Origin of the sequence: Sphingobacterium sp. HMA12 (assembly GCF_002933815.1) — a bacterium.
GTDB lineage: Bacteria > Bacteroidota > Bacteroidia > Sphingobacteriales > Sphingobacteriaceae > Sphingobacterium.
On sequence record NZ_BEYR01000001.1, the window covers coordinates 912,671 to 932,265 of the forward strand.

Sequence of the window (19,595 nt, forward strand, 5' to 3'; positions counted from 1 at the left end):
CTGCTAGTGAATATGAATCTGCTAAATTAACATAAATAAGGGGTTGTAGTGCGATGCTTAGCGAAAAAAATGTTCGCAAAACTTTAGTTAACAGATGGCTGGGGTAGCGATGGATGTTTGTTATCATTCAACTGATTTAAGGCCTCCTAGAAATGCCTTAAATCAGTTGTTGGGAGAATTAGTAATTGTTTGGTTGCAGCCAGATAACTTTTTGGGCTGATTCATGTTTCCGGCCGATAATCTCTCGGTAGAGCTCTGGCCGTCGGGCGTTGATATAGCGATGTCCACCTGCCTGAATTAGTTTTTCAGGTGTAATTGTGGTTGTGACAAAATCGTCTTTAAAGGTACGGCATTCGGCCAAGATATCGCCGAAAGGGTCTATGATCATCGAACAGCCATTCTTTAGCTGATCATCATCCATACCAATGGGATTTGAAAAAACAACGTAGACTGCGTTGTCATAGGCCCGTGCGGGCAACCATTTCATCAGCCAGCCACGGCCTTTCATTCCGTCAAATTCCAGACGTAGTGAAGTAGGGTCGTTCTCACGGTTGTACCAGAGGCCAGGGTCTACAAAGCCTGCGCCGGGTCTGGATGAGGGTGTACACATGGTCACATGTGGCATAAAGATGATGTCTGCTCCCAATAATTTTGTCGCACGTACATTCTCGATGACATTGTTATCGTAACAGATTAGAATACCACATTTCCATCCTTTAATTTCGAAAATAGTATATTCTTGTCCTGCTGTTAGATAGGGGCTTATAAAGGGGTGTAGTTTACGGTGTTTGGCAATTAAGCCATTTTTGTCTACACAGATATAAGGCTTGTATAAATTGTCATTTTCATCTTTTTCAAACAGCCCCGCGAGGATGGTGATGTTGTATTTGGCAGCAATGGCGATCAGCCGCTGCGTACTTTCGCCATCTGGAACAGATTCGGCGATAGCAAGCATCTGTTGCTTATCTAAATTTCGTGCAAAGGTATAACCTGTAATGGAGCATTCGTGAAAGGCAATCACCTCAGCTCCTTGTGCAGCAGCCTCTTTAGCGAGTCGCTCTATAACAGCCAAATTATAGGCTTTGTCCGCGCTTTTATGCTCGAATTGTGCAGTGGCAATCTTTAGTTTTTCCATATTTCATTTATTGATCTATGGACAAATCTAGTCGTAGGCCGTTAGGATAAATTGTATAAACCCGACATCGGATCGAGCATATCCTTAAATTCCATAAAATTGATGGCTAATCGACTTGTACCATTCAGATATTCGGAAGGTGTGATACCAGTGTATTTTTTAAAAGCTCGGATAAGGTGAGATTGATCAAAATATCCACTTTCATGACAGATCGTTGTCAGGCTGGTGGTATCTGATTTACTGCGAAGCAACTTCAAAAATGCATGGAGCTGGACTATGTTGGTGAATTTTTTGGGGCTCATTCCGACTTGTTCGGCAAATATTCTTTCCATGTGCCGCTCTGTATAGCCAGTATATCGGACAAGTTGCTCAACAGTGAGTAGTCCCTTGTGGTGATTAATATGTCTTAATACGGAAGAGAGTAGGGTATGACTGGAAAATTTACGTTGACTCATTAATTCGTAAAAAAAGGTATTTAATGTCTGTATTTTATCCGTTGATTGTCCACATTGCATGAGGGCCTCATGGAGTCTCGTTGCTGACTGTCCAAAAACATCTCGGGTATCGACTATTTGATCCCTTAATTCACGGGCTGATATATTGAGTAGCTGGTATAATCCATTGGGTTGGAATACAATGATAATAAACGATGTCCTTTCGGCCAGAACGAGATCTTGAAAATGACTGATTTGACCGTACAAAAATGAAGATGGTAGGTAATGACTGTGATTTACGGATAAACAGCCCTGATGAAGCAGAAAAACCATTCCAGTATTACCATCAGAGAATAAACGAAGTGTTTTCTGATGAGCAGTGGTGCTTTCCAAAAAAAGATAGTGCTTAATGTAGGGCAATAATTCTTTTGGAGGAAGTATCTGCATGATCTGATCCGCGAGTTGATTTATTTCAAATGTACATATTTCCTTTTGCACAGAAAATTAAAAAAAGAATTTGATATTTGGAACGATCAACCTTAGATGTTAAGACTTCTGACCGCTCGTCCCACTTTCATTGTTCCATTGTAACTACAACTCATTTATAAACAAGGGGCAAGTGAAAGTCCTCTCGAAATTAAATGACAGGGGAGAATCTCTATTCGCTGAAAAGGAACATTTTTCAGTGCTAGTATCCCGTATATTGCATTATCGTTTGGAAGATAATACCGGTATTTTGTAAGAGGTTTTTATGCTTCGACAGAGACCAAAAAAAAGAAACTACCGAATTGATCATTATCGGACGAACTTTATTTTGGTAAAAAGGTGTAATATGTAATTATTAAGCCTATTCCATTTAAAAGGGCATAGGTGTAGCTGCGTGCTTTGTAAATATTAGTTCTCCATGGTCTGACGGGATTTGATTTCTTTATTTATTTGTGTATGATTTATATAGATTGGTATAAAAACACAGAATAGAGAGGCTGAAATGCCAGAGAGTGCATATTTTTTGGTCTTAATAGAAAGATAGAGTAGCACTGCAATGGCTATTAACATAATAATACCGAAGGATATCATGACACCTAAAGATTGTTTTTTCTTGTTGTTTAACTCATCGATAGTTAATTCGGATAAAGTTTTATTTTTAGGCATGGCTCAATTGGGTTAGTTACTATTAAAAAAAGGTGGTTTATCATCCTCTTGATGGATACAAATATAAATATAATTTTGGGTCTGTCGATTATTTCTAAAAATGTTCTATTATCAAATAATAAGGGGCTCATTTCTATCAAGAAAACATTTTTTATAGAATATTGGATTTAAAGACTGAAAAGGGATATAAGAAATATCAAACGCTTTAGCCTTTTTGTTGTTCTTTATTTGAAATGGTATTACAACCAGATTTTGATCGTCTTTGCCCGGATGTTTATATTGGCAGTAATACGTTTGAATATATCATAAATAACCAAAAAACAGTATAGATGAAATCAACGAAATATATTGTGCTCAGTTTTCTCGAAAGTCTAAATAGGGAAGATTTTGCGGCTGCGTATGAGTTACTGGATAAGGATATGGTCTTTGAAGGAGTTTTGGGAAGTCGACATACGGCTGATCATTACATTGCGGATATGAAGAAAATGAAATTTAAATACAATATCAAAGAAGTGATGACAAACGGTAACCATGTTGCAATCTTCTATAACATTGATATGGGAGGAAAGGAGATCTTTAGTGCGGGGTGGTACCAGGTTGAAAATGAACTTATCCTTAAAGTGAAGGTAATCTTTGACCCAAGACCGCTTTTAAAAGATAAATAAGCGCTATTTAGAGGCTTCTCTTTACATTGTAAATCCATATACAATAGGATTTCTTCGACTCTATTTTATTCGACATTTATTGGTTTTTCTATGGTATTGATCTATCTTTCGATCAAGCAGATTCGCTCTATTTCAAAGAAAGAATGATTTTTTAGGTTTCCTTGTTTATTTTTTGGACAGGCTGATTGACCTCGCTGACCCTTAAAAAAGACAGTTTTTGGAACTTAATTAACTTCATGTTTCCCCATCTTTTTGCAAATTGTATTGTCTAAACAGTTCAATATATTGACCTGATTGTTACCATCAGTTCTTACGGATAATTAAGAAGCCATAGCGAATAATAAATACCTTCCAACGAAATTAAAATAATATTATGCGTCACAAAAATCAACTGTATATTGGTGTAAATTAATCTGGTATGAACTGGCTATTTGGCATTTTGATTTTTGTGATAACGGGAAAAAATGTGGCGTTTGCGCAAGCTCATTTAAAAAATGGCGTATATGAATTTAACGACATTATTCCATCGGATTCTCTTGGCGAGGGCAGGGAGAACTTGCTAAATTCTGAAAAGAAAATCATCCGAAGAACACTCATTGTATCAAATGATACGATATGCTATCAGATCAGAGAACATACACAAACACCTGCGGCTAGTTTTGGAATACAAGCAGACTATCGCTTGAAACTTAAACATCTCGATAATGGATTGGGCGCGGAAAGCAAGACTGTCAAATTAAAGTTTGTTATCCTAACTGATGCGAGTATTGCAGTGGAGCTTTTAAAAGGAAAGGCTTACTACTTTTATAGTGGTGGTCAATATTTTAAACGTGCGATTGCACTGCTACCCGAAAGAAAAACATTGACTTTTAAAACGGAATTAACGCCTGAGGATATGGAAAAGTTATGGGAACAAAAACAATAGAAAGTAATGGAAAAAGGATGATTCTTAAAACAGTTCAAATCATTTTAGGGGGGCTTTATGTCCTGGTTATGCTGTTTTATCTCAGCGTTATTTTACCTGAATACCTGACCTGTGTGGATTGTAATACCGAAGGTGCAATGAGAACTGATTTTTTGGGTGATTCTGTACAATGCTTTGGCGACAGTAAAGTATTTGGGCGGGTTTTGTTTGATTTTTCGACCTTGACCATCGTTGGGTTTTCCGTTTTATTGGTTGTTCTATTTCTTTGGCGGAGGTTTAAATCAAATACGTAGTTTCAGACTACGAGCCTAATAAAAAATGAGGATTATGAAAGGAGGTTTTACATTTTTTTTGACTATTGTCTTTGCCTTACAATCCTGTAATTATAAATCACAAGATCAGATCGAACAAAAGGTCGCTCCAACGAAAAAAGAGGCTATTGTCCATATCGATACATTAAGGAAGATCGGTACTTCGAGTCGTTCTTTTATTGGTAAGACGACCGAAGATATCGAAGTATCACAAATGCATACATGTCTTGGAGTGATGTTACCGGTAAATGAACCCAAAGCCAAATTTGCTCTTGCGCAGTATTCCGCTATCATCGATCATTGCCAGCGGGGAAGGACCAAATTTGTGATTGAACGATTTCTACGTTATGATGCGAATGGTAAATCTGTGTTTGTGATTGTAGATGAATTGAATGTGGAGACCAACTATCCTGCAACCTGCTTTGGGAATTTCCGATTGGCAATAGAAGATGACCGAGAAGAAAACTATATAGTAACGTATTATGATAATAATAGCGAAGTGATTACTCAAATAAGCAGGATCTGGCATATTGACTTAGAAAAGGAAAAGTTTGTAGAAGTTTGCAAACCTAAGAATCTAACGCTAACCAATCCCGACTATGTAGAATCAGATGAAGATCCTGCATTTAAATTTCCGTCCACAGGAGAAAAAGCTGGTGATTTTATTGGCGATCCTAGGGTGTTTGAGATTCAATATGAAACAGCGGAGATGACCAATACGATGAAGAAAGATATGCCAGCCAAATCCAAAAGATTTAAGACGGCGAAACAACGATACCTAATTGAAGAAACTTCGTTAAATAGCGTTCTGAAAGTAGCTTCTAAAGTAGTCAATGGCAATTCATAGAAATTGTTAATAATATATATTAATTATAACCGAAAATACTGATGCTATTATCTCAATGATTATGGAGAATGAAAACAAAGCTGGTATAGCTCGAAATTATGGGAGATACAGTTTTACGATAAAGAAAAGCATTGTTATTGTTTTGGCTGTTGTAACTATTCTAGCCTGTGGTTGGCTTATCCTCAGTCTGATGGACTCCTTGGATATTCCGTCCAATAAGAATGATCAGTTTGCAAGTGAGCAAAAGTGGCGGGTGGATCAACGGACTGATATGGATTCCTGCGAAAAACAAATTATCAAAAATCAGATAGATCTGAAACGTGTCAATGAAAGACAGATTTCAGGAAGGGCTTTTCAGACACAAATATTAGCTCTTTTTATGATTGTCTTGCAATTGATATTGATTGTTTTCGTAGTATGGATAGGTCGAAAGTCCTATTCTTCACAAAAGACTTACTAATATGAGATTATTGAAATTTATATCTGGGGGGACATTGGTAGTTGCTTTTATTTTTTGCCTCATTTCATTTTTAAAACCGATACCTTATTCCAACAGTTGCGGTGAGAATAATCTATATCGGTATCGCTTGGGAATCTATCAGATAGATAGAAATGCGCTGAAAGAAAAAGAACTGCAGAAAATTGATGGGCTGTTGTCCTTTGCTGGAATCCAAAATATTAGGTGCCCTAATGAGATTGAGAGGCAGCGGGACAAAATGCTTGCACAAGCTCTTGATAGCACAAATAGGCGCTTAGAATGGAGACTGCTGAAAGACGATCTATGGATTAATAAAAATGGAGATATCGGATTGAAGGAAATGGTTCCTGTTGGAAATGAAGGTATCATTTTTGTTGATAGTTATCTTACACGAATGGGCTTTAATACGGAAGAACCATTGAATACAATTATTGATACCAGTTCATTTCAAAAGCTAAACAGCGCATTTTATAAAGATAAAAAACATATTTACCGCTATTATGCAATGGCTTATGGCGGAAGTTTTTCTACTTTTGAAGAAGCTGATCATGCAACTTTTGTGGCGCTTGGTGATTGTTATGCCAAGGATAAAAGGCATATCTATGAAAATCGCCATGGCATTTTAGATCATGTAGACTATAAGACCTTTAAAGTCAAAAGTACGGTGTCCGGTTGTTTTGCCAAAGATAAAGATGGCTATTTGTCCTGGAGCGATCGGATTACTGAGGAGGATCTCAATGATGAATATGTAAAACAGGCGATCAGCGAATTGGATAAATAATAAAAGTACTCCTTTCCTTTGAGTCAGATCTGGTTAAGGAGATTTATCGACTGTTTTCAGCCATTTATAAAATTCACTTGACAGGATCAAACATCTTGATTTCAAAAAATAGAATATTATTGGTTGGAGGGACAAATAGGGGGCAAATTGTAACAAAACAAACCAACTATATTAAAATCTCTTACAAAATTGATATCTATGTAAGTTGTTGATTAGTAAATTGTTGGTTAGTTTTTTTGTATATTTACTTGCCGATACAAAATTTGGAAAAAATATTATCCAATAAGTCGTCCGTCGAGACACTTCCTGTGATTTCACCAAGGTGGTATAGGGCCTGACGGATATCCATTGCCAAGAAATCTGACGTAACCGGATTATCAATCCCGAATAATACGCGCTCAAGTGAGTCCGATGTTTTCTGCAATGCTTCTACATGTCGGATGTTGGTTACCATGACATCGTCTGTATTTAGGTTTCCTAGTTGTACTCTGTTGATCAGTTCCTCCTTCAATTCCTCTACGCCTATCTGTTCTTTAGCTGAAATATAAAGCGGGTTAAGCGGTTTATATTCAGTTTTTTGTTCGTCAGATAATAAATCAGATTTATTGATGATAGTCAAAAATGGAATTTGAAGATTTTCAATTTCTAATAACTGTGATTGCACTTCGTCTATTTTATCCTGCATTGGATCAAAAAGATAGATAATCAATCTGGCCTGTTTCATTTTTTCGCGCGTACGCTCAACTCCTTTGGCTTCAATAATATCCGCAGTCTCACGAATACCCGCAGTATCTATAAACCGGAAGGTCACCCCATGGATGTTAATTTCATCTTCGATGGTATCGCGTGTAGTCCCAGCGATGTCTGAGACAATGGCCCGCTCTTCGTTTAAGAAAGCATTCAAAAGAGTTGATTTGCCTACATTTGGTTTTCCGGCAATCACTACTGGAACTCCGTTTTTTAACACATTTCCTTGCTCAAAAGACTGAATGAGTTTTTGTACAATGACCTTTATTTTATTGATCAAATTTTTTAGTTGCTCTCTATTTGCAAATTCTACATCCTCCTCTGAGAAATCCAATTCCAGTTCAATGAGGGAGGCAAAGTGGATCAAATCTTCGCGTAGGGATTTGAGCTGATTGGAAAATCCGCCACGCATCTGCTGCATGGCAATCTGATGGGATGCTGCGGAATTCGAAGCGATCAAATCTGCGACGGCTTCGGCCTGTGAAAGGTCCATTCCACCATTGAGAAAGGCACGAAGCGTAAATTCGCCGGCGCGGGCTGCTCGAGCACCTTTCTTGATGAGCAAATTAATGACACGCTCAATAATGTATTTGGAGTTATGGGTAGAGATTTCTACGGAGTTTTCTTTCGTATAGGAATTGGGCGCGACAAATAAGGAAACCAAGACCTCATCAATAATCTCTTCGCCGTCACGGATGGTTCCAAAATGAATGGTATGGGAGGGTTGCTGAAGGAGGTCTTTGCCTTTGAAAATGTCATTGGTGATTTGAATTGCCTGTTGCCCTGAAACGCGAATGACAGCAATCGCACCGTTGGTGCCAGTGGACGTCGCCAATGCGACAATAGTATCTTCAGTAATATAACCTGTATTGGACATGCTGCAAAGATACATTTAAATTGACTTGAATGGAAGAGGCATAAATATGCAAACAAAATAAATTTATCGTGATGGATTAAACCTTTGTTTTAAAGCGAATGTCATACCAATAGAAACGCAGATAAAAATTAAATAATAGACGAAGGCGTACTTGAATTATAAATTTAAATGATGTGGTTATGAAAAAGATGATATACTTCGCATTGGCAATTGGAGGACTTGCTTTAATAACTCCAAAAGAATCGTCAGCTCAACATCGTGGAAACGATAGAGAATGGAAGCACGAGAAAGAGCATCGGAAATACGAGGAAAAGAGAGACAAAGAGGAACGGAAATATTGGGAAAAAAGAGAAAAAGAAGAACGGAAGTACCACAATAAAGTAGCTAAGTATTATCGTAAGGAGTACAAACATGGTCCCCCTGCATGGGCGAGAGCACATCGATATGACAATAGGCATCACGTTTATTTTAGGGACTATAAAACATTTTATGACCCCTATCGGAATGGTTATGTTTATATGAGAAACGGGCGATGGAATTTCTCCGCAAGCGTACCTTCTTTTATGTTGAATGTTAACCTGGGAGCAGCTAACATCCGTGTCGTGAAAGATGTGCCAATCAGCAGACATCCGGAAGATTTTTACAACGACTATCGTTGGGATTAAAAGTATAATTTATCTTGTTGTTTAAACTTAAAAGCCTCATTTCTATAAAGAATGAGGCTTTTGTTTGTGTTGTTAATCTTCTTCGAAGCAGACTTTATCTACCTCCAAAGATTTTATGCGTGCTAAAGATTCTATTCTGATATCGGATAATTCCCGTAATCTTTTGCCTCCTTCCTGAAAGGACTTTTCAATAATAAAGCCCATCCCCAATAGTACTGCGCCAGACTGTTGAATGAGATCCAATATACCAAATGCTGCATTGCCATTGGCTAGAAAATCATCGATAAAGAGCACCTTGTCATCCGCCGCGAGAAACTCTCTGCTCACACAGATGTCGTATGTCCGGTTTTTAGTAAAAGAATGCACTTCACTGACATACATATCGCCCATGGTCTTAGGTTTTGCTTTTTTAACAAAAACAACAGGGAGTTCTAAGAGGTAGCCCAACATAATAGCTGGAGCGATTCCACTGGCTTCAATTGTTATGATTTTGTTGATGGGTAGATCTGCGAAACGACGAACAAATTCTACCGCGATAGACTTCATTAATACGGGATCCATCTGGTGGTTGATGAAGTTATCTACTTTGAGTATGCCCCCAGCGAGGCTCTTACCGTCATTAAGGATTCTATCCTTTAATAATTTCATGTGATACTTTTTATTAATAATTGCGAAGATAGATTGAAGTAGGAGTGATTTGTGTTAATCAGTCTCCATTTGATATAAATTATTGAATTCTTCCTGATGATGCTCAAGAATAACCTTACGTTTCATTTTTAATGTTGGCGTCAGTTCCCCGTTTTCAATCGTGAATTCATCTCTTAAAATAATGGGTTTTTTGATTTGTTCCCAATTGCCGAAATGTTGATTGGCGTGGCGTACTTCTTGATTTACCTTTTTTATAATTACTGGACTGGTCAAGAAGTCTTCTTTGGTCAGATCCGCGATTTCGGGAGCATCATTTTTGGCCCAATCCAATAGATGGGAATAATTAGGTACAATAAATGCCGAGGCAAATTTCATCCCATCACCAATCACCATAGCCTGTTCAATAAACTTGGATTCGACAAGTTTTGTTTCGATAGGCTGTGGGATAACATACTTACCGCCAGAGATTTTAAACATTTCTTTTTTGCGGTCTATGATTTTCAGGAATTTCTCATCTTCCCATTTGCCAATATCGCCGGTATGTAACCAGCCATCAACAATTGTTTTGTCTGTCTCTGCTTTATTTTTGTAGTAGCCCATCATGACATTGGGACCTTTGACGAGTATCTCTCCGTCCTCCGCGAGTTTGATTTCTACAAAGCGCACAGGGAGCCCGACTGTACCAATACGGATTCCTTTGATGTAATGGTTGACAGAGATCAAAGGCGAGGCTTCGGTCATGCCATACCCTTCGTATAGCGGAATACCTGCCGCCAAAAACGCTCTTGTCAGCCTATTATGTAATGAAGCTGACCCTGAGGCGACAGTCAATAGTTCGCCGCCCAGAGCTTCATACCATTTATGGAGTACAAGCTGTTTGGCCAGTTTAAGTTTCATTGTATAAGCGAAACTTCTTTTTGCGGGATTCGGATCATATTCTTCTGCGACAGTTACTGCCCAATCAAATATTTTTCTTTTAAATCCGGTGAGTTCATGTCCCGTTTTCATGATTTTTTCATAAACCTTCTCAAGAATACGGGGAACCACAGTCATGATCTGTGGCTTTACTTCTTTTAAATTATCACCAATTTTGTCAAAAGATTCAGCAATATGTATCGTAAAACCTAGATACATGTAAGTATAAAGTACCATTCGTTCGTAAGCATGGCAGGGAGGTAGAAACGTGAGGCCCCGGTCGTATGCTTTACATGGGGTAATTTCAGCTGCACCCAGTACGTTCGAAAAAATATTGTTATGGGAGAGCATGACACCTTTTGGTTTACCTGTGGTGCCGGAGGTATAGATCAATGTCGCCAAATCGTCAGGCTTGATCTGATCACGCAATTGTGTTAACTTTTCATTTGGACAGTCGCCCCCTAGGTCATTGAGCTCATTCCAGCTTCGTGTAGACTCCTGGTCGGAAATACAGAAGATATATTTTAAGGTATAGATAGATGTGGTCAGGTTCATCAAACGGTCAAATAAGCCCTTATTGCTGACAATACAAACCCTGATTTCAGCATCATTAAAAATGTACTGATAATCGGCGTCGGTAATATTGGGGTAGATGGCGACAACCACAGCACCGATTTGTTGGATGGCGAAATCTATCATGTGCCATTCAATACTGCTGCCCGCGATAAGACCAACCTTTTCATTAGGTTTGACGCCAAGCTCAATCAGCCCTTTGGAAAGATTATCTACTTTTTTTAGAAAATCAGCCGTTTTGATATAGTTCCACTTGCCATCCAGTTTATGTGCAAACATGTTAAGATCAGGATATTTGCTGATCTGATGACGGGCAAGATCAAATAATCTAAGTTTTTCCTCCATTTCAAATATATATACTTTGTATCCCATGGGGACACCTTTTTCCTATGAACTTTATTTTAAGGGAAAAGTTTGCAAACATAAATAATTGTTTTAATAAATGGGAATCAATTTGTAATTAGCCCATTTCGATACAGTAGACGAGAAAGCAGATGTATTTTAAGCTATTTGCAAAATAGCGAGGACATATTGCAGTTTAAATCAGGTAGAATTTAATGGCGAGTAGTAAAAGAAAAGCTAGTCGTTAGCGACGACTAGCTTTTCTTCTTTGCTTTTCCTTGATCAAAAGCCCAAGCTCCCGGCCTGTAGCTCCAGCAACGGAGGTGTTTTCCTGTGCTCTACGGAAAAGGTATGGCATAACAGCCTTCACTGGTCCGTAAGGCATGTATTTGGCAACATTGTAACCATGTGCAGCCAAGTTGAAGCTCAAATTGTCTGACATCCCTAAGAGTTGTGCAAAATAAATACGGTCTGAAGATCGGTCGATACCACGTCTGTCAATTTCCTCAGCCAATAACATGCTACTATCTTCGTTATGCGTGCCAGCCATCAGTCCAAAGCTATCCAAGTGATCTAGTATGAACTCAATTGCTTCATTATAGTCTCTATCAGAAGCCGCTTTATTTGGCTGGATCGGGTCTGCATATCCCATTTGATTGGCACGGGCACGTTCGATTTCCATATAGGCACCACGTACAATTTTTGCGCCCATGTGGAAACCTCTTATCTTGGCATACTCAAAATCGGCTTTTAAAGAAGCTAATTTATCGCTGCGGTACAGCTGATAAGTGTTATAGACAATAGGTTTTTCCATGTTGTATTTCTCCATCATCTCACGAGCGATATCGTCAATAGCATCCTGGATCCACGAATGCTCGGCATCTACCAATACCTTTACACCGGCTTCGTGACAGGCTTTACAGATGCGGTCCGTACGATCTAACATATGTTGGTATTCAGCTTGTTCAGATGCTGTTAATGTTTCCTTTGCATTCACTTTCTCGAACAACTCAAAACGACCTAATCCTGTTGGCTTAAAAACTGAAAATGGGATGTATTTGTTTTTACTAGCAGCAATGACCGTGCGTAACACTTCATCGCAGCAGGCATCAAATGCACTTTCTGTCTCTTCACCTTCAACCGAATAGTCCAGGATAGTCCCTACACCATTTTCACCCAATTCATTGATTGCTGTTTCACAACCCGCGATGGTTTCTCCTCCACAAAAATGTTTGAAGATTGTGCTTCGGATGATACCTTGGATCGGTAATCCAATATTCAGCGCAAAGTTGGTCATGGATGGACCAACTTTCGTCAAAAAGTTATTCGCTATTATTTTGAATAACCAATACGCTCTTTCTAAATCCTTATCGCTTTTACTTTTAAAAGCAATCTCTGTATTATCAAAGGACAATGTTCTGGGCTCAGAATTCTCAATCATAATCTTTATTTGCAATAAGGCAAATGTAGTAATTTAGTAAGCATTAAAACGATGATTATTCTTGTATTCCCCAGTTAAACCACTATTTTTGTGAAATGCAAGAATTTAAAATCGAAGGGGAATATATACAGCTTATTCAGTTACTTAAAGCTTTAAATTGGGTAGAGCATGGCGCTATGGCTCAGTGGGTTGTTGCTGAAGGTTATGTGAAGTATAACGGTCAGGTTGATTATCGGAAAAGACTGAAATTGAAGCCTGGGGACGTTGTTGAATTTGATGGGATGGAAATAAAATTGGTGTAATATTAAACAATATTGGTAAATAGAAAACTTAAACCTTAAAGAATCGTAGAATGGAAGTCATAGAAAGTTTGGGCTATCAAGTATATTTTGATGACACGTTGGCCTCACTGGAGACGTTTTTATCGGAACGCAAATATTCAAAAATTATCGTTTTGGTAGATACCAATACCTTAGACAATTGCTTGCCCTTGTTTCAACAGGCCTTACCTAATTTAACTAACTCTGACGTCATAGAAGTGGATCCGGGCGAAGAGAATAAAAATATTGATTTCTGTATTGGCGTTTGGCAGAACATGCTTGATTTTGGCGCTGACAGGCATTCGTTGCTGATTAACCTTGGTGGCGGTGTCGTCACCGATATGGGCGGTTTTGCCGCATCCACGTTTAAACGCGGAATGGATTTTATTCAGATTCCAACCACCTTGCTTTCGCAGGTAGATGCCTCCGTAGGTGGGAAGACGGGGATTGATATGGGCAATGTGAAGAATATTATCGGGACATTTGCACAGCCACAGGCCGTATTTATTTCAAGTCAATTTTTAAAAACATTGGAACAACGGCAATTAATTTCCGGATTTGCCGAAGTCATCAAGCATGGACTTATCTTTGACCGGGATTACTACAATCATGTCAAAACATTAGCTATTACCCAGGTAGACAATACTCTGGTGAAGCACTCTGTTTCCATTAAAAATAAAGTGGTTTTAGAAGATCCTAAAGAAAAAGGTCTTCGCAAGATCCTGAATTTCGGACATACAATTGGTCATGCCATTGAAGGATATTCCTTGCTGAATGATCGTAAGCCTTTGTTGCATGGTGAGGCCATAGCTGTGGGAATGATCTGTGAAGGTTATCTTTCCCATAAATTGAATGGACTTTCGTTGGATGAATTAAATGACTTGATTGCTACTTTCAGAAGATACTTTGACGATTATTCGTTTACAACGGCCATAGATACAACATTGTTGGATTTGATGCGGAATGATAAGAAAAACCTGTCTAATCAGATCGGTTTTGCGCTACTTGATAAAATTGGTAGTTGTCAGTATGATATTTTCGTCTCTGAAGATGATATTATCGAAAGTCTTGATTTCTATCGGGAGCTAACAGCAAGATAAAATTTTGAAAAAGCCGTGTACGGGGAGAGTACATGGCTTTTTCAACCATCAATCAAGGTTTAATGCATGGGAATGTGCACTGATTTAAACTTGTAGAAGAAAACCTAAACTAAATTTTAATAATAACCAACTATATCATGAATAAATTCTTCATTTTTCTGTTTTTCTTTTTTGCGGTGACCCTGACCGCCATTGCACAAAAAAAGGTGCTGATTTTTAGTAAAACACAGGGGTTTAGACACAGTAGTATCGAAAAAGGTGCTCAAGTGCTAAAACAATTGTTGGACAAGGAGAAGATTGCCTCTGATCATTCCGAAGATGCGGCTCTTTTTACGGATCAAGGATTAAAAAAATACGACGCGGTCATTTTTTTAAGTACCACTGGTAATATTTTGGACGACACACAGCAAGATGCGTTCGTCCGTTATATTCAATCAGGCAAAGGTTTTGTGGGCATCCACGCAGCAACGGATACCGAATATGATTGGCCTTGGTATAACGGTTTGGTGGGAGCGTATTTTACCTCACATCCCGCTGTACAGCAAGCAAAGATAGATGTCCTCGACAGGAAACATGCGGCTACCAAACACCTTGATCCCATCTGGCAGCATAAGGATGAATGGTATAATTTTAAAGATGTCAAAGATGATCTACACGTGTTGATGAACTTGGACGAGAAAAGTTACAATGGCGGTAAAATGGGAGATAATCATCCGATTTCCTGGAGCCAGGATTACGATGGCGGAAAAGTTTTTTATACTGGACTGGGGCATACAGAAGAATCTTATGATGAACCCAAATTTCAGAAACACCTGATCGGTGGTATCTTATCTGTACTTCCCAAAAAATAGTTTAGTCACCATCGACGATTAATGTTTCGTTTTTAGGGATTTAAAGAAATATGCCCCTTAAATAGCTGCTGTTTTAAGGGGCATATTATGCATACAAGCTTTTATTTCGCTGGAAGTACCTTGGTTTCTTCTTTAGCGTTTTCCTCTTTATAAGATAGGTCTAGTACTTGAATTTATATTTCGCTCCAAGATTAAACCATCTTCCCGGCATTGGTACCGCTGCGGCTTCAATATAACTCTTGTCAAAAATATTTTGTATATCGGCAAAAACAAGAAGGTCAGCAAACTGATAGGAAACTCTTAAATCGGCAATAAAATAGTTTTTATAGCTAATACGTTCGTTAAAACGATTGGCTGTTGTCAGCATCCAGTTTTTATGATTTACGGTAAAATTAAATATAACCTGGTGTCTTAGATTTTCAATCGCATATTTGGAGCGCAGTCCATCTTCAATTTTGACTTTGGGATTAAGGTAGTTATAACTCACCGTCGTGTAATATCGTGTGTCAGCCGATGGATCACTGAGTTGGTAGCGGAAAGATGTATTGAAGCCATCGACTGTGTTCTGGCCGATATTGGAAGGTTTCCAGGGAACGACGGTTCCTTCGGCAGTCGCCCCATCTGTTTTTTGCCAGTCTATGAAATCATTTATATTTCGGTGAAAATAGCTTGCCTGAGCAACAATACGATTTGATAAATACTTGATACCACCCTCGATCTGATAGGCATTTTCTGACGTCAGGTCCGGGTTTCCGATATTAGCCGTTTGGTTGGTGTAAAGGTCCGTAAATGACGGAATGCGTTGAGCGGATCCTGCACTGAAGACAAATTTCCAGCGTTCTGTTATCGTGTAGCCTAAATCAAGCCCCGGGAACACTTGCCAGCCAAACTTGGAATTATAATTTACATACGCTCCCGCGTTAATCATTAGTTTGGCAATCGTTTCGGTCTTAAATTCGAGATAACCGCCGTAATTTTCTCGATTATGGGAGCCAATCGCCGTGCTATTGATTCGTTCAAATCTGCTTTCCAATCCAATACCAAAGGTGGCATAGTGCTTTTCCAAGGCTGCATTTACCTCAGCTCCGAAGACGTTGCTATAATGTTTTGATCGTCCTTTGGTGGTTTCTCTTCCCAAATACCAGTATTCGTCTTCGTTGTACCGGTTGCTGAGCCTCGGGCTGATTGAAAATGCGGGACTCAGCTGATGTTTGGACTGTATGGATGAAAATGCTGTTTTAACTTGCTCATAAGCTTCTTTATCTGTCGGGGCAGCATAATATCCATTGGCACCAAACTGATTATCAACATAGCCAAAATTTGCTTTAATTTGATTGGACTCATCGGGCTGATAGGTACCGTCATAATACAATTTGTTGTTATTGGAGGCTGTATTGTAACGCTGACCATTGGAATCTTCATGGCCGAGATATAAGCCATGACTTGTACGGCCATTGTTGAACTGTGCCGCCAGTTGGGCTCCTTTTCCATAATATTTGCCCGAGCTGGACTGTTCATTGTCTTTAAACGAAGAGCCCCCATAAACCTGGGCAGTAATTAGGTTGGATTCAACTTTTTTGGTCACGATATTGATTGCACCGGTCAGGGCATTTATACCGTAAATACGCGAAGCCGGTCCCCGGATTATTTCAATACGTTCAATTGCTTCCACAGGCACCGGTAGATTCATGTTATGGTGCGCACTCTGTGGGTCCGTAATTTTTACGCCGTTCAGTAGTATAGCTGTTTGTTCAAATGAACCGCCATCAATACTAATATCTGCCTGCGAGCCAAAGGGTCCTCTTTGACGCACATCTACGCCCGGAATATTCGTTAGCAATTCGTTGATTGAACGGTTGGGAAGGCGTTGAATATCTTCCTGCGTAAGAATCTGTATATTTTTACTTTGCTTTGAGAAGGGGATCTGAAGTCTATTCTGATTGATAATAACCTCATTCAATGCCGTTGTATCTTTCACCTGCGCATAGGAGGTACCTACAGTCAGCACAATAGCAAGTTTTGTTAACGCTGTTTTCTTGTTCAACATAATTTATTTAGTTGCCCTATTTAATCCGAACTAATTGCAAGTAACGAGGCGCGATATGTTCGCATCATTACTCTTAGTTGATCTGCACCAGACCGTTTTTTGTATCATTCTAAAATTACGGTCATGCCATTCATAGGTTTTATGCCGCAAAACTAGTGCAGATGATTAAGAAAGTAAATAGTCCGGTGCTAATAATGTGTGTAGTCCGGCTTTATCTTTCGGCTCTGACTACAGCCATTCTTCGCGGCCAATCGGTTTTTTGTCCTCGATGATAATGTTATCGGGCTGATTTTCAATTTTGATTGTCGTGGAAAGCTCGGGCTGTCCGGATTCAATCCAAGCAGAATACCAATAGGAAGATACACGCAGGATCGTTTTACGCATCCTTCGCTCCACCATTCCATTTAACGCCTGATGGTAAGCCTTTGCATAATCGTCCGAATAGGTCCACAATAACTGATTGTTCCGCTCAATAAACGAGTTTTTTTGCGAGGCTTTAAATTGTTTGTTGAGCAAAGACTCTATGTGAAGTACAGAATCAACAAGCTGATTACTCTCACGGACAATATTCCATGCTTCAGTTAGGGGGTCCTCAATATAAATTGCCTTTCCGACAAGAAGGTTGTATTTGGCAGCGAACATTTCGGGCAATCGACTCTCCCAAAAAGCATGAATGCCGATCTGATCGGTCAATTGCCCGTTGTAATTTTTGGTTGTATGTAGCGGAACATGAGCATCGGCGATATAATGTCCAAGATCTGCCGAGTATTTAATGATTTTATTGTAGTCCTTCGATTGGAAAGCTTTCACAAGTTTAAGATAGGTAAAGTGGATCTGCCAGGGGACAATACCATTTTTGAGTAGCTGTCTTTCTTGAAATTTCTCTTTGGCCTGAGACCAATGTATGGGTATAGAGTCTATTTGTCGATCTTCCCGATAATCCTCGATGTCTATAAAGTGTCTGGTACCTTCTGCACTGTCTATAAAACAACGTTTGTCTGGATCAACAGCTTTCTCGGTAATTAGCTCGATATTGGATTTGTAAAATTTTGCCAATTTTGCCGGCAGTGCAAAAACTGCGTAATGGTTAATTTTTTTATGTGCAAAAAATCCCCAGGAACTAAATATAAGCAGAGCCACAATGGAAAGCGCCCAAAGGAGAGGAGACTTTATCATAGTAAATTGGTTATTAAATAATTGTTGATACTAAATATACGTAAAAAGAAAGTAAATGTATGTTAACTGGATTGAATTATTGTATTAATTTATATTTTCTTAACCTAACTAAACAATAAAATAATATTGAAATTCGTTAAAATTCATTAATTTGCCGACACAAAATACAGTCGTTATGAAGATATTGTATGCCGTACAAGGGACCGGTAATGGACATCTAAGTCGTGCCATGGATATTGTTCCCTGTTTGAAAGCCTTAGGGGAAGTGGATGTTTTGGTCAGTGGGATTCAGGCGGATCTTTCGTTGCCTTTCGAAGTAAAGTATCGTTTTCATGGTTTAAGTTTCATATTTGGGAAATCCGGAGGTGTGGACCTGTGGAAGACTTTTATGAGCTCAACCATACGTAAATTTACCAATGAGATCAAGAGTTTGCCGATCGAAGATTATGATCTGGTTATTAATGATTTTGAGCCCATTTCGGCTTGGGCTTGTCATTCTAAAGATCTCCAATGTATTGGACTGAGCCACCAGATCGGTGCCTTGGACCCTGCAAGTCCTAAACCAGAAGAAAGTGATATGCTGGGAAAATTTATTATGAAAAATTATGCTCCGGCAACGCATTCTTATGGTTTTCATTTTAAAAGATATGCCAAAAATATTTTTCCGCCAGTTATCCGCAATGCTGTTCGCGATCTAAGTGTTACGGACGAAGGGCATTATACGGTTTATTTACCGGCCTACGATGATGCACACTTATTGAAACATTTAATGAAATTTCCTGATGTGAAATGGGATGTATTTAGTAAGCACAATTCAAGACCCTTTGAGATGAAGAATGTGACCATAAGACCGATCAATAACCAGGCTTTTATCGATAGTATGGCATCTTCTTCGGGAGTTTTATGCGGTGCGGGTTTTGAAACCCCCGCAGAAGCGTTATATTTGAAAAAGAAATTGTTGGTCGTCCCAATGAAAAATCAATATGAACAGCATCTGAATGCCGCATCATTGGAAGAAATGGGGGTGCCGGTAATTTCGAGTTTAAAACAGAAAAATATGCTAGCTATAGAGGCTTGGCTAAACAGTAAATCAAGGGTTGAAGTTGATTACCCTAATATAACACAGGAAATTATTGAAGAAATTGTGCAAAAGCACCGTTAAGCA

General features: G+C 38.9%; 20 protein-coding genes. 11 read left to right on the forward strand and 9 right to left on the reverse strand.

Annotated features, from left to right (window positions below; all coding sequences use genetic code 11):
* Positions 1-178: 178 nt before the first annotated feature.
* The 3 genes from HMAT_RS03680 to HMAT_RS03690 form a co-directional block, all read right to left on the reverse strand.
* Positions 179-1,135, reverse strand: a complete 957-nt coding sequence (locus tag HMAT_RS03680; RefSeq protein ID WP_104381445.1) for a nitrilase family protein — start codon at positions 1,133-1,135, stop codon at positions 179-181.
* 41 nt (positions 1,136-1,176) lie between these two features.
* Entirely contained in the window at positions 1,177-2,016 is an 840-nt protein-coding gene (locus HMAT_RS03685) for a helix-turn-helix transcriptional regulator (protein ID WP_104381446.1), read from the reverse strand.
* 447 nt (positions 2,017-2,463) lie between these two features.
* Positions 2,464-2,721, reverse strand: coding sequence for a hypothetical protein (locus HMAT_RS03690; RefSeq protein ID WP_104381447.1), 258 nt, complete (start codon positions 2,719-2,721; stop codon positions 2,464-2,466).
* A gap of 329 nt (positions 2,722-3,050) precedes the next feature.
* Here HMAT_RS03690 and HMAT_RS03695 point away from each other — a divergent pair, with 329 nt between their 5' ends.
* From HMAT_RS03695 to HMAT_RS03720, 6 genes are all read left to right on the forward strand, one after another.
* Positions 3,051-3,386 carry a nuclear transport factor 2 family protein gene (locus HMAT_RS03695; RefSeq protein WP_104381448.1) on the forward strand — a complete coding sequence of 112 codons (336 nt, stop codon included), beginning with the start codon at positions 3,051-3,053 and terminating at the stop codon, positions 3,384-3,386.
* Positions 3,387-3,804: 418 nt separating this feature from the next.
* Positions 3,805-4,311: a hypothetical protein gene (locus tag HMAT_RS27350; RefSeq protein WP_104381449.1), complete on the forward strand. Its 507-nt coding sequence runs from the start codon at positions 3,805-3,807 to the stop codon at positions 4,309-4,311.
* On the forward strand, positions 4,293-4,604 hold the full coding sequence (locus HMAT_RS03705) for a hypothetical protein (RefSeq protein ID WP_104381450.1): 312 nt from the start codon (positions 4,293-4,295) through the stop codon (positions 4,602-4,604). Before HMAT_RS27350 ends, HMAT_RS03705 begins: the two co-directional genes overlap by 19 nt.
* Before the next feature lie 34 nt (positions 4,605-4,638).
* Positions 4,639-5,469 carry a hypothetical protein gene (locus HMAT_RS03710; RefSeq protein WP_104381451.1) on the forward strand — a complete coding sequence of 277 codons (831 nt, stop codon included), beginning with the start codon at positions 4,639-4,641 and terminating at the stop codon, positions 5,467-5,469.
* 61 nt (positions 5,470-5,530) lie between these two features.
* Positions 5,531-5,929 (forward strand): hypothetical protein, encoded by a 399-nt coding sequence (locus HMAT_RS03715; protein ID WP_158655600.1) that lies wholly within the window; start codon positions 5,531-5,533, stop codon positions 5,927-5,929.
* A gap of 1 nt (position 5,930) precedes the next feature.
* On the forward strand, positions 5,931-6,728 hold the full coding sequence (locus HMAT_RS03720; RefSeq protein WP_104381453.1) for a DKNYY domain-containing protein: 798 nt from the start codon (positions 5,931-5,933) through the stop codon (positions 6,726-6,728).
* A gap of 244 nt (positions 6,729-6,972) precedes the next feature.
* Here HMAT_RS03720 and mnmE read toward each other — a convergent pair whose 3' ends face one another.
* Positions 6,973-8,352: a tRNA uridine-5-carboxymethylaminomethyl(34) synthesis GTPase MnmE gene (gene mnmE / locus HMAT_RS03725; RefSeq protein WP_104381454.1), complete on the reverse strand. Its 1,380-nt coding sequence runs from the start codon at positions 8,350-8,352 to the stop codon at positions 6,973-6,975.
* Between the two features lie 179 nt (positions 8,353-8,531).
* Here mnmE and HMAT_RS03730 point away from each other — a divergent pair, with 179 nt between their 5' ends.
* Positions 8,532-9,017 carry a hypothetical protein gene (locus HMAT_RS03730; protein ID WP_104381455.1) on the forward strand — a complete coding sequence of 162 codons (486 nt, stop codon included), beginning with the start codon at positions 8,532-8,534 and terminating at the stop codon, positions 9,015-9,017.
* 72 nt (positions 9,018-9,089) lie between these two features.
* Here HMAT_RS03730 and xpt read toward each other — a convergent pair whose 3' ends face one another.
* The 3 genes from xpt to HMAT_RS03745 all read right to left on the reverse strand — a co-directional run bounded on the left by xpt (position 9,090) and on the right by HMAT_RS03745 (position 12,936).
* The gene (gene xpt, locus HMAT_RS03735) at positions 9,090-9,665 is read right to left on the reverse strand and encodes a xanthine phosphoribosyltransferase (protein WP_104381456.1); all 576 of its coding nucleotides are present in this window, start codon (positions 9,663-9,665) and stop codon (positions 9,090-9,092) included.
* 54 nt (positions 9,666-9,719) lie between these two features.
* Positions 9,720-11,525: a long-chain fatty acid--CoA ligase gene (locus HMAT_RS03740; RefSeq protein WP_199768537.1), complete on the reverse strand. Its 1,806-nt coding sequence runs from the start codon at positions 11,523-11,525 to the stop codon at positions 9,720-9,722.
* Positions 11,526-11,739: 214 nt separating this feature from the next.
* Positions 11,740-12,936 carry a proline dehydrogenase family protein gene (locus tag HMAT_RS03745; protein WP_104381457.1) on the reverse strand — a complete coding sequence of 399 codons (1,197 nt, stop codon included), beginning with the start codon at positions 12,934-12,936 and terminating at the stop codon, positions 11,740-11,742.
* A 95-nt stretch (positions 12,937-13,031) separates the two neighbouring features.
* Here HMAT_RS03745 and HMAT_RS03750 point away from each other — a divergent pair, with 95 nt between their 5' ends.
* The 3 genes from HMAT_RS03750 (at position 13,032) to HMAT_RS03760 (ending at position 15,207) form a co-directional block, all read left to right on the forward strand.
* The gene (locus HMAT_RS03750; RefSeq protein WP_104381458.1) at positions 13,032-13,238 is read left to right on the forward strand and encodes an RNA-binding S4 domain-containing protein; all 207 of its coding nucleotides are present in this window, start codon (positions 13,032-13,034) and stop codon (positions 13,236-13,238) included.
* A 50-nt stretch (positions 13,239-13,288) separates the two neighbouring features.
* Positions 13,289-14,356, forward strand: coding sequence for a 3-dehydroquinate synthase (gene aroB / locus HMAT_RS03755; RefSeq protein WP_104381459.1), 1,068 nt, complete (start codon positions 13,289-13,291; stop codon positions 14,354-14,356).
* A gap of 137 nt (positions 14,357-14,493) precedes the next feature.
* Positions 14,494-15,207 carry a ThuA domain-containing protein gene (locus HMAT_RS03760; protein ID WP_104381460.1) on the forward strand — a complete coding sequence of 238 codons (714 nt, stop codon included), beginning with the start codon at positions 14,494-14,496 and terminating at the stop codon, positions 15,205-15,207.
* A 160-nt stretch (positions 15,208-15,367) separates the two neighbouring features.
* On the opposite strand, the gene HMAT_RS03765 is transcribed toward HMAT_RS03760, so the two are convergent.
* Both HMAT_RS03765 and HMAT_RS03770 read right to left on the reverse strand, forming a co-directional pair.
* On the reverse strand, positions 15,368-17,254 hold the full coding sequence (locus tag HMAT_RS03765; RefSeq protein ID WP_104381461.1) for a TonB-dependent siderophore receptor: 1,887 nt from the start codon (positions 17,252-17,254) through the stop codon (positions 15,368-15,370).
* Positions 17,255-17,482: 228 nt separating this feature from the next.
* The gene (locus tag HMAT_RS03770; RefSeq protein ID WP_104381462.1) at positions 17,483-18,430 is read right to left on the reverse strand and encodes a zinc dependent phospholipase C family protein; all 948 of its coding nucleotides are present in this window, start codon (positions 18,428-18,430) and stop codon (positions 17,483-17,485) included.
* A 175-nt stretch (positions 18,431-18,605) separates the two neighbouring features.
* On the opposite strand from HMAT_RS03770, the gene HMAT_RS03775 reads away from it, so the two are divergent.
* A complete protein-coding gene (locus HMAT_RS03775; RefSeq protein ID WP_104381463.1) occupies positions 18,606-19,592 on the forward strand; it encodes a glycosyltransferase family protein in 987 nt (328 codons plus the stop codon).
* Positions 19,593-19,595 lie beyond the last annotated feature (3 nt).

Excerpts from the sequence above, each read along its gene's own strand:
- aroB (WP_104381459.1), top strand. The coding sequence starts at position 13,289 with ATGGAAGTCATAGAAAGTTTGGGCTATCAAGTATATTTTGATGACACG.
- HMAT_RS03685 (WP_104381446.1), bottom strand. The coding sequence starts at position 2,016 with ATGCAGATACTTCCTCCAAAAGAATTATTGCCCTACATTAAGCACTAT.
- mnmE (WP_104381454.1), bottom strand. The coding sequence starts at position 8,352 with ATGTCCAATACAGGTTATATTACTGAAGATACTATTGTCGCATTGGCG.
- HMAT_RS03690 (WP_104381447.1), bottom strand. The coding sequence starts at position 2,721 with ATGCCTAAAAATAAAACTTTATCCGAATTAACTATCGATGAGTTAAAC.
- HMAT_RS03775 (WP_104381463.1), top strand. The coding sequence starts at position 18,606 with ATGAAGATATTGTATGCCGTACAAGGGACCGGTAATGGACATCTAAGT.
- xpt (WP_104381456.1), bottom strand. The coding sequence starts at position 9,665 with ATGAAATTATTAAAGGATAGAATCCTTAATGACGGTAAGAGCCTCGCT.
- HMAT_RS03715 (WP_158655600.1), top strand. The coding sequence starts at position 5,531 with ATGGAGAATGAAAACAAAGCTGGTATAGCTCGAAATTATGGGAGATAC.
- HMAT_RS03695 (WP_104381448.1), top strand. The coding sequence starts at position 3,051 with ATGAAATCAACGAAATATATTGTGCTCAGTTTTCTCGAAAGTCTAAAT.
- HMAT_RS03760 (WP_104381460.1), top strand. The coding sequence starts at position 14,494 with ATGAATAAATTCTTCATTTTTCTGTTTTTCTTTTTTGCGGTGACCCTG.
- HMAT_RS03710 (WP_104381451.1), top strand. The coding sequence starts at position 4,639 with ATGAAAGGAGGTTTTACATTTTTTTTGACTATTGTCTTTGCCTTACAA.
- HMAT_RS03745 (WP_104381457.1), bottom strand. The coding sequence starts at position 12,936 with ATGATTGAGAATTCTGAGCCCAGAACATTGTCCTTTGATAATACAGAG.
- HMAT_RS27350 (WP_104381449.1), top strand. The coding sequence starts at position 3,805 with ATGAACTGGCTATTTGGCATTTTGATTTTTGTGATAACGGGAAAAAAT.
- HMAT_RS03770 (WP_104381462.1), bottom strand. The coding sequence starts at position 18,430 with ATGATAAAGTCTCCTCTCCTTTGGGCGCTTTCCATTGTGGCTCTGCTT.
- HMAT_RS03765 (WP_104381461.1), bottom strand. The coding sequence starts at position 17,254 with ATGTTGAACAAGAAAACAGCGTTAACAAAACTTGCTATTGTGCTGACT.
- HMAT_RS03730 (WP_104381455.1), top strand. The coding sequence starts at position 8,532 with ATGAAAAAGATGATATACTTCGCATTGGCAATTGGAGGACTTGCTTTA.
- HMAT_RS03705 (WP_104381450.1), top strand. The coding sequence starts at position 4,293 with ATGGGAACAAAAACAATAGAAAGTAATGGAAAAAGGATGATTCTTAAA.
- HMAT_RS03740 (WP_199768537.1), bottom strand. The coding sequence starts at position 11,525 with ATGGGATACAAAGTATATATATTTGAAATGGAGGAAAAACTTAGATTA.
- HMAT_RS03680 (WP_104381445.1), bottom strand. The coding sequence starts at position 1,135 with ATGGAAAAACTAAAGATTGCCACTGCACAATTCGAGCATAAAAGCGCG.
- HMAT_RS03750 (WP_104381458.1), top strand. The coding sequence starts at position 13,032 with ATGCAAGAATTTAAAATCGAAGGGGAATATATACAGCTTATTCAGTTA.
- HMAT_RS03720 (WP_104381453.1), top strand. The coding sequence starts at position 5,931 with ATGAGATTATTGAAATTTATATCTGGGGGGACATTGGTAGTTGCTTTT.